Annotated in this window: 5 protein-coding genes; 1 reads left to right on the plus strand and 4 read right to left on the minus strand. The window is 64.0% G+C overall.

All coding sequences use genetic code 11. The features are described 5' to 3' along the window. From V6L75_RS15825 to V6L75_RS15840, 4 genes are all read right to left on the minus strand, one after another. Positions 1 to 2,307, minus strand: coding sequence for a TonB-dependent hemoglobin/transferrin/lactoferrin family receptor (locus tag V6L75_RS15825; RefSeq protein WP_334252455.1), 2,307 nt, complete (start codon positions 2,305 to 2,307; stop codon positions 1 to 3). Between the two features lie 242 nt (positions 2,308 to 2,549). Continuing rightward, on the minus strand, positions 2,550 to 5,912 hold the full coding sequence (locus V6L75_RS15830) for an autotransporter outer membrane beta-barrel domain-containing protein (RefSeq protein ID WP_334252456.1): 3,363 nt from the start codon (positions 5,910 to 5,912) through the stop codon (positions 2,550 to 2,552). Positions 5,913 to 6,020: 108 nt separating this feature from the next. Beyond that, positions 6,021 to 6,371, minus strand: coding sequence for a hypothetical protein (locus V6L75_RS15835; RefSeq protein ID WP_334252457.1), 351 nt, complete (start codon positions 6,369 to 6,371; stop codon positions 6,021 to 6,023). 17 nt (positions 6,372 to 6,388) lie between these two features. Next, complete coding sequence (locus V6L75_RS15840) at positions 6,389 to 12,460, minus strand: autotransporter-associated beta strand repeat-containing protein (protein ID WP_334252458.1); 6,072 nt, start codon at positions 12,458 to 12,460, stop codon at positions 6,389 to 6,391. A gap of 648 nt (positions 12,461 to 13,108) precedes the next feature. Here V6L75_RS15840 and V6L75_RS15845 point away from each other — a divergent pair. Next, on the plus strand, positions 13,109 to 14,086 hold the full coding sequence (locus V6L75_RS15845) for an SLAC1 anion channel family protein (RefSeq protein WP_334252459.1): 978 nt from the start codon (positions 13,109 to 13,111) through the stop codon (positions 14,084 to 14,086). Positions 14,087 to 14,116 lie beyond the last annotated feature (30 nt).

Genomic DNA, 14,116 nt, shown 5'->3' on the forward strand with positions numbered 1-14,116 from the left:
TCAGAACTTCACGTTGAAGGCGGCGGAGAAGGTGCGCCCGGCGCCGGTCTGCAGTTCCAGCGGGTTCTGGCTGGCAATGGACGCGGTGGGACGCAAGGTCATGCCCGCTGCGGAGGCCTCGAAATAGCGGGTGTCGAACACGTTCTTCACCCCCACATCGAAGGACGCCATCCCGCTGACCTTCCAGCTGGCGAAGAGATCCAGCAGCGCATAGCCATCCGGCTTGAAGCCGTTGACCTCGCCCACCTTGTAGACGGGGCTTGCCAGGGTCGTCACCGCATCCAGCGTCAGGTTGTAGTCGGGAATCGCGTAGCTGAGGCCCAGCACCGCCGTCAGCGGCGGCAGCGTGTGCGCCGTGGTGTCCGCATCCGCCGAAACAGTCTGGATGCCCTTCTGCCAGGACAGGCTGGCGGTGGCCGTCAGATCCTGCGTCAGGCTGTAGGCGCCCTCCACCTCGATACCCCAGACCTGCACCTTGGAAAGGTTGCGGTAGGTGTAATCGTTCGTGCCCGGCGGGTTGTAGAAGCTCTGGATGAAGTCCGTGTAGCGGGCGTGGAATGCGGTGACGGCGACATAGCCGTTGTCCAGTTCCGCACGGGCCCCAGCCTCCAGCGAGCGCACATATTCAGGCTTCAGGTCCATCGCCGGTGTCAGATTGAAGAAGGTGCCGGGCACGGAGGTGTAGAGCTGCTGGGCGGTCGGCATCTTGAAGCCCTCGCCATATTTGCCCCAGACGGACCAGGTCTGATCCACCCGGTAGAGCGCGCCAAGGCTCTTCAGAAGCTCGTTATCGTCACGCACGGCCGGTGGGGAGCCTGCCACCAGCTTGTAGTCGGCATCGGGCTTGGGCTCGATGCGGTAGGTGGCAAAGCGCAGGCCCGGCGTCAGCTCCAGCTTGCCATCAAACAGGCCGATCTTGTCCTGAAGATAGACGTCCGCCCGGCGGGTTTCCGCATTGGCGAAGTTGAAGCCCCCGGCCCGCGCCTCGGTCACCGCGCCGGTAACGAGGTTGGTGGTGCGGTCGCGGCGGACATAGTCCTGCGTGGAATAGTCGCCATCAAAGCCGAAGGTCAGCTCATGCGACAGCGCGCCAGTGGCAAAGCCCTTGGTGGCCTGCAGGTCGAGTTCGTAGAAGTCTTCCGAATAGCCGAGCAGATCCCCGGTCGTGTAGGCCTGCCGGGCAGATGTGACACCGCGCTGAAGGCCGCTGCGGTCATACTTGTGCGGGGCATAGGCGAAGGAGGTCTTCAGCGAATCCAGCAGGCCGTTTTCCGGCGTCCACTGGTGCTCCACGCCGAAGCGGTGGCGCGTCAGCTCCAGCTTGCGGTCATAGGAGGTGAGCGTGCTGCCATTGGTCTGGCGGCCGAGGGTGCGGGTATAGTCCACATCCGTGTCCCGGCGCATCATGTCGGCGGAAAGCTCCAGCCGGTGTTCGGTGCTGGGCGTCCAGACGAACTTCAGCAGGCCGCGGTAGCTGTCGGTGCCCATCCTGTCGAGCTTGTTGCAGGGCAGCTGCCCGGCAGCCAGATTGCGCGGGCAGCCATAGAGGCCGCCATCGGCGCGGGCCTTGGAAAGCTCCGCCTCATGCGCCGACTGGCGGGACACCGCCGCCAGAACGGCGAATGTGTCCGACCAGCGCTGCGCAAACACGCCGGATGCGGTGCCCGAGCCGTTCAGGCTGTCATAGGCAAGCCTGCCCTGCCCGCCCATCTTGCGGCCCTTGAGCACGTCTTCCGGGTCCAGCGTTTCCACCGCGACAATGCCGCCAAGGGCATCCGCGCCCCACAGCACGGAGGCCGGGCCGCGCACCACCTCGACCTGCCGCACGAAGTTGAGATCGAGATAATCGCGGGTGCCGTCGGTGATGCGCTCGGCAACGCGTGAGCCATCCACCAGCATCTGCACCCGGTTGCCGCCAACGCCGCGCACGGTGAAGCCGCTGAAGGTGTTGAACGGATCGGTGGCGCTGGTCTGCCGGGCCACGGTGACGCCGGGCAGATAGCGCGTCAGCTGCTGCATGTCGGAAATGCCCAGCCGCTCGATATCGGCGCCCGTGACGACGGAGACATGCGCGGGCACATCCAGAACCGCTGTTTCCTGCCGGTCTGCGAACAGGGTGACGCGGCTGAGCTGGGTGATCAGCCCCTGCGCATCGGCCTTTGCCTGCGCTTCTGCCGCCGCAGCGCCCGGTTGGGCGGCAGCCTGAGTCTCGGATTGCGCAAGGGCCTGGCCTTGCTGCGCGCACAGGAGGGCGAGGCCGGCGCAGCCCGCCAGCCAGAGGGCTTTGCGCCCTTCGTATCTCGACATGAAAATAGCTCCCCGGCAGCTCCCCGCTGTGCGGATGGAGCCGGTCTACAGTTTGACTGCTTGCTTTGGGCTGGCTGGGATGACCGGCACAGGTTCAGCCGGTCATGTACATGCCGGGATATAAAACATGATATTAAGAGTCAAGTATTAAATATGGCACGACGATGACACCCGCCTCACAAAAAAGAACCGCCCGGATGGCTGGCATCCGGGCGGCTCGTGATTCTCGCTCTGCGTGAAGATCAGAACTTCATGCGCAGGTTGCCCTTGACGCTATGGTCCGTGGCCTTGGCCGCCAGCTCGCCCTGATAGGCGAGCGTGAGGTCCACCTTCTCCGTCATCGTCATCGAAACGCCGGTGCCGATCAGGAAGGCATCGCGGTCCAGCGCCCGGCCCTGAATGGCAAAGGGGCTGCCGCCTGCGAAAGCCATGCTCATGAGGGGCGTGATATCGCCGAAAGCGTGGCGCCAGGCGAGTTCACCCGTCAGCCGGACGGGGATGCCCTGAAACCCGGTCTGCACCGCACCGCGCACACCCACGGTGGAGAAGGCGGTGTCCATCGCCTTGCTCTGGCCGGACAGCGCCGCGCTGCCGCCGGTCTCCGTGAAGCTCGCCCCATCCTGATGCACCAGCGCAAGGCCGGTGAAGCCTTCCACGAAGGCGCCTTCCATCACGCCGCTGAACATGTGGCCATAGGCCAGCTCGCCGAAGCCCTGCACCTGACCGGTGTCATAATCCGCCTCCAGCCGCTGGGAGATGCTGCCGAAGCTGACGTTGCGCCGGGTCGAGATGTCCTGCCAGCTGTAGGCCGCACCGCCGCGCAGGGCCAGCGCGCCCCAGTCGGAGGCGTCGAAGTCATAGCTGCCGTACACGCCTGCATGATAGCCCGAGACGGTGGCCGTGGAGGCCAGCTCCTCGCCATCCAGATAGCTGCCGGTATAGCCGGCAAACACACCGGCCATCGCGTTGTCCGTGGGCTTAGCCTCGATGCCCGCCATCAGCCCGCCGGTGTTGCGGCTGAAACCGGGTGTCGAGCCGGAGGAGCGCTCCTTGCCGAAGCTGCCGAGCGCCTCACCCCAGACACGGGCCCCGGTGAAGCTGAAGTCACCGCCCTGGAAGCGCTGATTGAAGGACTCGTTCGTCAGGCGCTTGACCGCCGTCTGGCCAACCTGCGTGCTGCCCGACATGATCTGGCCCAGAACGGCGCCCTGTGCTTCGCCGGAGAGCTGGGCAAAGGCATCGCGCGCGCCCTGGGGCGACAGGCCGGTCACGGCCTTCTTCACATCCGAGGAGTCGGGCAGGTTCGACGTGCTGTGCGCCGCCGCCTTGTGGTTGACGGTGGCTGCCAGCTCAGCAAAGCTGACGTTGTTGCGCAGCAGCATCAGCTTCAGATCCGTTGCCGAATAACTGAAGGCTGCGTCGAGGAAGGCGAAGTTGGTCAGGAGAACGTGGTCGAACCGGCCGGAAATGTTCTGCGCGCTCAGGATGGTGTAGATGGTCGAGGGGGCATAGCTGCCCTGTTCGGCATTCACCTGCAGCTGCGTGCCGCTGGCGATGGTCACCTGCCCCGTCGCGGTCAGCAGGTCCGAGCCTCCGGCGGCTGCCGTCTCCACCGCAAAGACCGAGCCCGTTTCAAACGTCACATTGCCGTTCACCGTGATCGTGCCGAGGGAGTTGCCGGGCGAGACGGTGCTGCCATACCCGGCCGTCACCGGGCCAACCGTGCCATTGCCGGCAAGGGTGCCCAGGGCGTAGAGCGTCACGGACGCATTGCTGAGGCTCGCGCCATTCAGCCGGACCGTTGCATCAAGAACCCCGATCTGGCCCCCGTATGCGCTGGCAAAGGACGCCGTGCCGCCGCCGGTCACGCTCACGGTGCCGGGGCCCGTGATATTCGCGCCCACCGTATAGGCATCCGAGCGGTTGAAGAGCAGCGTTCCCTTGTTGTTGACGCTGCCGGAGAGGCTGCCGGATGTGCCGCCAATGCCAATGCTCAGGCTGCGGCCGGTGGCAATTTCCGTCCCGCCGGAATGGGAGACATCGCCGGTCAGAAACAGCGTGCCTGCGCCGGTCTGCTGCACCGTGCCCGTGCCGCTGATGTTGCCGGCGAAGACCATTGCGTCCGCGCGGTTGAACACAAGCGCGGCGTTGTTGGTGACATTTCCCGTGCCGAGCGAGCCGGAGGTGCCGCCGTTGCCCACCTGCAGCGTGCCAGCAGAAATGGTAGTGCCGCCGGAATAGCCACCGGTGCCGGTGAGAACCAGCGCGCCGCCGCCCGACTTCACCAGCCCGCCGGAGCCGCTCATCGCACCGCTTAGTGTCAAGCCCGAGGAGGCCGCGACATCAAACCGGCCTGCGCCGGTGAAGACCATGGACCGGGCGGTCGAGAAGCTGGCGGTCGTGGCCAGCGTGCCGCCGCCGAAAGTCAGGCTCCCGCTTGCGGCGCCCAGGTTGCTGTCCGAGGCAACCGCCAGCGTGCCTGCGTTCATCTGCGTGCCGCCGCTGTAGGTGTTGGCGCCTGTCAGGGTCAGCGTGCCGCTACCGGACTTGATGAGACTGCCGCTGCCGGAGACCACATTGGAGAGGGTATAACTGGCTGTCTGATCCATGGTCAGGGTGCCGGTGACGGAAATGCCGCCGTCCAGCACAGCGCCGGAGCCAAGGGTGAGGGTGTTGCTGCCGCCGGTGAATTCGAGGGCCAGTGCTCTCGTCACATTGTCGGCCGCCAATCCGCCCCGGATGACATTGTTGTTGATGACGGTGAGGCCCGATCCCTTGATGCCGGAGCCACCGGTCAACCCGTGGCCGCCAGTGATCGTGCCTGCGTTGGTGATGGTGGACATGGTGGCCTGAATACCGGCACCGCCCGACCCTTGAGCAGCACCAGTCCCACCGGCACCGCCCTGAACCTGCGCGCCGGAGCTGATCGTCAGCACGGTGAGGGTCTGGCCTGTAAGAATGCCGGCGCCGCCATCGCCGCCGTTGCCAGTGGCGGGGGAAGTGCCCTGAGGGACCACGATGGCACCTCCGGCCCCGCCGGGGCCGCCTGTGCCGCCCACAATGGTTGCCCCGCTCACTATTGTATAGGTGCCCGGGGAGCCAGTGGCGACGCCAGCGCCACCCTCGCCGCCGCCGCCGCCGCCGCCGGCAATCATCGGCCCGAAGTCCGGCAGGAACGGTAGACTCTCGCCAATCTGTCCCTGGCCACCCGCGCCACCAGTGCTGCTGTGCACATCGGCGCTGCCACCAGACGCATTGGCCGTGAAGCCATGTGTGCCACCAGTACCGCCGTGCCCGCCACGGCCCGGCAAGAAATCCATACTAACGGTTCGCCCCTCACCTCCCGGCTGACCGGCATTGCCCCCCGAGGCGCCGCCCGTGCCGCCCTGTCCGCCAAAGATGAGCTGATTGAGTTGCTGGCCCAAACCACCCGCGCCACCACCGGCCAGCGCTGCGTCCGGGGCAAGACTGAGAGCCAGCGCGCTCGTCAGAAGAAGGCCGTTGCGCAAGGCCGCATGGCGCGGGCGCGCCGCCCCTGACAGAGCCGGCCCACGTTCGGTCGCTTTGCGGATTTCGCGCATTTTGCCCCCATCAAGATCAGTCATCTGCCCCGCCACAATTGCTGATCGAACTTGCGGGCAAGGCTAAAAAATAAAACTACTCACTTGGGTGAAGAATGAACTGCAATTTATTAATATACTTTGAAACTGCGTTCAGATTATCAAGTTTAATGGAATATTAACGCTTGGTATTCCGCCTAACAGTTGCCAAAGTAAAAAATATAAATTCCAAAAAATATCGAAATTAACAAATAACTCATCAAGAAATAAACATAGACGAAAGCAAAAGTACGTCTTCCGTGAAAAAGGCCCCAGCAGGAAGCTGTCCTGTGCCAGAAGGCGCAGCGGGCAAGCAGCGGACTTGCTGAAGCGCGCAGGCCTGCGGAACCAGGACCGTTGCGTAAATTTGTATAAGGTCTGGCTGGCTGCGCCTGCGCACAGGGCCGCCATCCGTCCGGGCAAAGAAAAACCGCCCGGATGGCTGGCATCCGGGCGGTCCTCCATATTGGCTTTGCTGAAGGTCAGAACCTCAGGCGGAAGCTTCCCTTGACGCTGTGGTCCGTGGCCTTGGCCGCCAGCTCGCCCTGATAGGCGAGCGTGAGGTCCAGCTTTTCCGTCATCGTCATCGAAACGCCGGTGCCGATCAGGAACGCGTCGCGGTCCAGCGCCCGCCCGCGGATGGCGAAGGGGTTGCTGCCGGCCAGAACCATGGTCTGGGTTGCCGCAACATCGCCGAAGGCATGGCGCCAGGCGAGTTCACCCGTCAGCCGGACGGGGATGCCCTGAAGCCCGGTCTGCACCGCACCGCGCACACCCACGGTGGAGAAGGCCGTCTCCAGAGACTTGCCGTTGCCCGACAAGGCGGCGCTGCCGCCGGTCTCCGTGAACTTCGCCCCGTCCTGATGCACCAGCGCAAGACCAGTGAAGCCTTCCACGAAGGCGCCTTCCATCACGCCGCTGAACATGTGGCCATAGGCCAGCTCGCCGAAGCCCTGCACCTGTCCTGCGTCATAGTCAGCGTCCAGCCGCTGGGAGATGCTGCCGAAGCTGACGTTGCGCCGGGTCGAGAGGTCCTGCCAGCTGTAGGCCGCACCGCCGCGCAGCGACACGGCGCCCATATCCGTGGCGGCGAAGTCATAGCTGCCGTAGATGCCGGCGTGATAGGCCGTCACGGTTGCGGTGGAGCCGAGCTGCTTGTTGTCCAGATAGCTGCCCGTGTAACCGGCCATGATGCCGGCCATCGCGCTGTCCGTGGGCCGCGCCTCGATGCCTGCGATCAGGCCGCCCATGTTGCGGCTGAAGCCGAAGGCTGTGTCCGCCGCCCGTGCCCGGCCGAAGCTGCCGAGCGCTTCGCCCCACACCCGTGTGCCTTCAAAGCTGAGGTCGCCGCCCTCGAAGCGGCGGTCAAAGGCCTCCTGCGACAGGCGCTTGAGGGCCGTGCCGCGCACAATGGCGCTGTCCTGCAGAATCTGCCCGGCGGTGGAGGCATGAGCCTCGCCAGAGAGCTGATTGAAGGCATTGCGGGCGCCATCTGCAGACAGCGCAGTCACCGCCACCGCCAGGTCGTTAGTTCCAGGCAGGGTGGCAGTGCCCGAGGCCACGGCAATCTCGTTGGGCGTAACGCCGACCTGCGCGAAGCTCGTGTCGTTGCGCGTCAGCGTCAGCAGCACATCGGTGGCCGAGTAGCCAAGCGCCGCCTCCAGGAAGGCAAAGTTGGTGGTGACAACCGGATTGAACTGGCCCGACACGCTGGCCCCGCTCACGATGGTATAGGTGGTCGAGGCCGAATAGGTGCCGCTTTCGGCCAAGACGCGCACGGATGCACCGCTGTCGATGGTCACTGCGCCCGTGGCAATCACCCGGTCGGACGTGCCATTGGCATTGACTTCCACCTCGTAGACAGACCCGGCCCCGAAGGAAACCGCCCCGGCGACAGTGATGGTGCCGATCGAGTTGCCCGGTGCCACGGTGCCGCCGGACAGAACCGTCAGCCCGCCGATGGTGCCGTTGCCCGCAAGAATGCCGGACGTGGTGCCCGAACCACCGACGGACACCTGCGTTCCCGTCAGGCCAGTGCCGGACAGCACCAGCTTCGCATCAGTCACAGTGGTGGAGCCGGAGTAGGTGCCTGCAAACTGCACCCGGCCGCTGCCCGTGAAGTCGATGCGGCCCGTACCGGAGACGGAGCCCGGCACCGTGTAATTGTCCGACCGGTTGAAGACCAGCGTGCCGTTGTTGATGATGGCGCCGGTGACTTCACCGCTGGTGCCGCCATCGCCGATCTGCAGCGTGCCCGAAGAGATGGTGGTTGCGCCCGTGACATCCACCTTGCCGGTCACGACAAGCGTGCCGCTGCCCGCCTGTTCCAGCGTGCCCGTGCCGGTCATGTTGCCTGCGAAGGTCACCACATCCGAGCGGTTGAAGACCAGCGCGCCATTGTTGACGACATCGCCCGCGCCGAGTGTGCCGGAGGTGCTGCCATTGCCCACCACCAGCGTGCCTGCGGAAATCGTGGTGCCGCCGGAATAGCTGCCGGTGCTGGTAAGACGCAGCGTGCCGTCTCCCGACTTGACCAGACCGCCAGCACCCGAAAGCGCACCGGCGAGCCGCAGCTCTGTTCCGGTTGCCACATCAAACCGGCCCGCACTGTTGAAGACCATGGACCGGGCCGTCGAGAAGCTGCCGGTTGAGGCCAATGTGCCGCCGTTGAAGGTCACGCCGCCACTCACGTCACCGAGGTTCAGATCCAGCGAAACGGACAGCGTGCCTGCATTCAGGAACGTGCCGCCGGTGTAGGTGTTGTTTCCGGACAGGACGATGGTGCCTGCGCCGGTCTTGCTGACAGCGCCAGAGCCGGTGACGCTGGTTGCAATGGTGGCCGTGAGGCCATTGTCAATGCGCAGCTCCATGCCACCGGAACCGGCCACGAGAGAACCGGTGCCGCTCAGCGTGTAGCCATCGGTGGCGAATTGCAGGCCAGCAGCCGTCTGGTTGCCGTCCACTGCAACAAGGCCGCCGGAGCTTCCTGCGAAGACCGCCGTCAGATCAGCCCAGCTGGTGGCGACATTGCCAGCCTGGCTGGTCCAGTTGGTGGAGCTGCTGTCCCAGAAGCCGTTGCCGCCGTTGACGCTGCCGTTGGCCGTGGTCTGGCCGCCGTTCCAGAACTGCAGGCCGGTGTAGCTCACAGCAAGGTTCACCTGCCCCGCCGTGCCGGTGGAAACCGTCAGCTCGTAACCGGCCGGAACATCACCGAACACAAGGCCGTTGTCCGTCAGCGTGCCGTAGTCGAACAGCCGGTAGGTGCCCGTGCCGAAGTTGCTGCCCGCGGCAATGCTGAGAATGCCGTCGAGCGTCAGGCCATTGGTGACGGACACCAGATCATTGACGCCGCCCCCTACGGTTCCCGGCGTGTCCAGCTCATAGGTCAGCAGGCTCGCGTTGTTCAGCACAAGGCTATCAACCGTCAGCGTGCCGGGGCTGCTGCCGGGGTTGAGGCTGCCGCCATCCTGCACGGTCACGGCACCGGCGATGCTGCCGCTGCCGCCAAGCGTGCCACCGGATGCGACGCTCACGGCCGTGTAGCCGAGCGAGCCCTCAACCTGAAGCGTGCCGCCGGAGACGGTGGTGCTGCCAGTGTAGGTGTTGGTGCCGGACATGATGAGCGTGCCTGCACCGGTCTTGACGAGGCCGCCACCGGACGAGACCTGGCTGCTTATCTGGACAAGGATGCCCGTGCCCGTGTTGATTGTATTGGGGCCGTCATCTTCAATCTCGATAGTATTATCGATGACCGTATCGCTGGTGACATCAAGCCGTGCGCCGTCAAGGCGCAGCGTGCCGGAACCAAGGTTGCTGTCCGAGGCGATGGACAGGGTGCCGGTCGCAACCGTGAGAGTGCCGGTAAGGGTGTTGGCGCCGGACAGAACGAGCGTGCCGCTGCCGCGCTTACGCAGATCACCGCTGCCGGAGACCACCCCGCTCAGTGTCACCGAATTGCCTCCCGTATCAAGGAAGCTTGCCGCTCCCGATGCAACAGAGACGCTGTTGGTCAGCGTTGTTGTACCCGTCACCGCCAGGTCGGATCCACTCAGGGTGAGCGCGCCGGTGCCAAGATTGCTGCCGGAGGAGATGCTGAGGATGCCGCCGGAAACCGTCGTTGTGCCACTGTAGGTATTGGTGCCGGACAGGATCAGCTTACCGCTGCCTGTCGAGGTCAGGCCACCGCTGCCGGAGATGACGCCGTCCAGAATCACCTCATGGCCATTGGCAATGTCGATGGTGCCGGCACCGCTTCCGAGGGTGAGCGCATTTTCGATCATCGTGCCGCCAGTGACGGCCAGCGTACCGCCATCAAGCGCCAGCGTGCCGCTACCAAGATTGTAGTCCGATAACACCGACAGGGTGCCTGCAGAGACCGTGATGGTGCCGGCATATGTAATGTTGATCCCGGACAAGGTCAGGGTGCCCAGGCCTGTCTTGGTCAGATTACCGCTGCTGGAGAAGTTCCCGTTCCAGGTGACCGCATTTGTGCCCGTATCAATCGTGCTGGAGGAGCCGGCCTGGAAGTTCGCGCTCCGGGCAATGGCCGCATCTGCGGTCACGGCCAGCGTGCCTCCGCTGAACCTCAGGGTGCTGGAGCCCAGGTTGCTGTTCGACGAGATCGACAGGGTGCCTGCCGCAACATACGTCTGCCCGGTGTGGGTGTTGGTGCCGGACAGGACAAGCGTGCCTGCACCGGTCTTGGTCAGATTCCCGCTGCCGGAGATCACGCCGCTCAGTGTTACCGCATTGCCGGTGGCGATGTTGATGGTGCCGGAGCTGGCCCCGAGGGTTACGGCATTGTCAATCGTCGTCGTGCCGGTCACCGCCAGTGTGCCGCCGTTCAGCGTCAGCGCGCCGCCGCCAAGGTTGCTGTCCGAGGCGATGGACAGGGTGCCGCCGGAGACCAGCGTGCTTCCAGTGTAGGCATTGTTGCCAGACAGGGTCAGAGTGCCCGTGCCGCTTTTGACCAGCGCGCCGCTGCCCGAAATGATGCCGGAGTAGGAGGTAGTGTCAGATCCAGCGACCTCCAGAATGTTGGCATTGAGATTGATGTCACTCGTCCCCGAAAGGGAACCAACCGTTTCGCTGCTCTGCAATTCAACCGTGCCGCCATTCAGCGTCAGCCCAGCCGTGTCTGCAACCGCGCTGCCGCCCGAGAGGATGACGCTGCCACCGTCAACCACGATGCCGCCATTGTTGGTGTTGGTACCGGATAATGTAAGCGTACCAGTACCACGCTTGAGCAGCGTCCCGGCTCCGGACAGGTTGCCGGAGAATGCCGTGGAATCGTCGTTGTTAGCCGCCAGGGAACCATTGAGGACAACGCTGCCGCTTCCCGCGAGCGACCCGATATTCTCGGCGCTGTTGACCCGAAGCGTCGCCCCGCCATTCACGATCACCTGGCCATTGTCATAAATGGCAAGACCGCCGGAAATCACCAGCGTTCCGGCACTGACGGTCGTGGTGCCCGTATAAAAGTTCTCGCCGCTGAACGTCAGCGTGCCAGTTCCGGCCTTCACCACATTGCCGGTGCCGGAGATCCTGTTGCTTAGAACAAAATCGTCCGTCTGATCGATGGTCAGGTCACCCGTTACGGAAACACCGCCCTCAAGCACCGCGCCCGAGACAAGGGTGAGCGTGTTGCTGCCACCGGTGAACTCAAGGGCCAGCCCCCTCGTCACGTTATCGGCAGCCAAACCTCCACGGATGATCCAGTCGCTGGTGACGGTGAGGTTGGAGCCCTTGATGCCGGAACCACCGGTCAAGCCGTTGCCGCCAATGATCTCGCCGGAATTGTTGATCGTCGCCATCGAGGCCACGACGCCGGCGCCGCCGGCACCTTGGGCACCGTTGACACCGTTATCGTCACTTGTGCCGCCCGCACCGCCTGCACCGCCGTTCCCGCCCAGAACTCTCGACTCGTTTTCTATGGTCAGCGTGGTGTTGGGCTGGTTGACAAAGATACCCGTGCCGCCATCGCCGCCAGTGCCACCGCTGCCGGCGACGCCGAAGTCAGCATTGCCACCGGCACCGCCCGCGCCACCCGCACCACCGGTAGTGACGCTCTCACCCCCAATGGTGTAGGAACCTGAAGTGTCGAGTACCAGCCCTGTGCCGCCTTCGCCGCCGCCGCCGCCGCCACCGCCCGCAGACGTCGCAGAATTACCTGCAAGACCACCAAGGCCAGCTTGACCGGCGGTGCCAGTGGTTACGTTAAAACCACCGCCTGTATCAGACACGGATCCGCCGGCCGCACCGCCATCGCCGCCCCTGCCACCGGAACCAGAGCCTGCTCCCTGACCAGAGGTTCCCGCTTGACCTGCTGCGCCACCCGCAGCACCGCCTGCGCCACCCTGTCCGCCAACACTTGGCGAAAAATCTCCGCCAGCACCACCGGCCCCACCGCCGGCAAAGGCAAGAGGCGACTGGAGCGTCAGGGCCATAGCCAGCGCCGCCGTCAGAAGGCAACGCCCCCGCAAGGCCGCATTGCGCGAAAGGGGCAACCTTGCCAGATCACGCCCGCGTCCATTGGCCTTGCACTGCTTGCCCATCCATGCACCCCAAGCAACATCATTCGACAGACCGGCAGCCTCACGGAAAGGGAGGCCGGATACCGGTCCAGAAAGTTACAACCATTCGTGATTTTGCATAGAGAGAGGGAACCTGTGAGTCAATACATCCGGATCGTCCTGAAGCTAAAACAAAGCGGATATGCGTCATCGCAAGTATTGATAATTCAGTTACCCACAAAAGAAATCCACAAATTAGTAAATATGCATCAAGTATAATTTCCTTTAGTCATACAAAATACAAATTAAAACCTATCAAACCCGGCCTTAAACGCACAAAGAAAAAGTATTTCCCACAAACACGTGTAGCATATGGAGCCTTACTCCCGGTGAAAGCTGGCTGGCCGGAGAAAAGCCCCCGCTCCGCACCCTGCGCCCCGCATGCCTTCGCTTTTCTCGGAAACATCGCGTTGCATAGACCAGACCGATACTTGAGACCGAGGCTGTGGAATGCTGACCCATTGCACCTTGCGAAACAAAGCCTGGTGCTGCCGCACGGCTTCCGAGGACGTGCTCCTGCGGCAAAGCTTCGCATTTTGACGGACTTGCTAAAGTTTCGATTTATTGAAACTATTGCCCCTTGCATCAGGGCATCCGGAGGGATTGGCCCGGTGCTGCGAGGGGCCGGATATGGACGAGACTGCCGTTGCCAGCGTGAAGCATTCACGGCTGGAGCATTTTCCAATCACCTTTTTCGCCACCGGCATGGGCATGATGGGCCTGACGCTGGCCTGGCGCGCCGCTGAGGCTGCCTTTGGCTGGCCGCATCAGGTCTCCGGCGTAATTCTGGCCCTGTCCATTGCCGGGCTTGCAGTTGTCAGCCTGTTCTATGGCGCAAAGTGGCTGCGCCACGGCAGCGAAGTTGCCGCCGAATGGCACCACCCGGTGCGCATTGCCTTCTTTCCGGCCATTCCCATCTCGCTGCTGCTGCTGGCTGCCGCCCTGGCAGAACCGGCCCCGGCCATCGCCACGGCCGTCTGGCTGCCTGCCACGGTCCTGCAGGGTGTGCTGGCGCTCTCCGTTGTCTCCGCCTGGATCGGCCACCGCCCCTTCCAGCACCAGACGCTGACGCCCGCATGGTTCATCCCTGCGGTGGGCAATGTGGTGGTGCCGCTGGCTGGCGCCCGGCTTGGCTACATGGAACTGTCCTGGCTGTTCTTTTCGGGCGGGCTGATCTTCTGGATCGTGCTGCTGACGCTGGTGATGAACCGGCTGATGTTCCACGATCCCCTGCCCGGCAAGATGGTGCCGACGCTGATGATCCTCGTTGCGCCGCCCGCCGTTGCCTTCACCGCCTGGCTGCGGCTGACGGGTGAGCCAGGCCATTTCGGCCACTTCCTGCTGAGCGCCGCCTATGTCTTCGCACTCGTTGTCGCCACACAGGCCGGCAAGCTGCGCAACATGCCCTTTGCGCTGTCCTGGTGGGCGCTTTCCTTTCCGCTGGCGGCTCTTGCCATTGCCAGCTTCGGCTATGCGGGCGCGGCTGCTTCGCTGGCTCACAAGTTCATTGGTGCCGGGCTTCTGGCCCTTCTCACCATCGTTGTCATTGGCCTTGTCTGGAGGACGGCAGGGGCAATCAGAAGCGGCAGCATCTGCGTGCCTGAGTGAGGTTTCAGACCGGGTAGAGGCCCGGAGCTG

Source organism: Pannonibacter anstelovis (assembly GCF_036881715.1).
GTDB classification, from domain to species: domain Bacteria; phylum Pseudomonadota; class Alphaproteobacteria; order Rhizobiales; family Stappiaceae; genus Pannonibacter; species Pannonibacter anstelovis.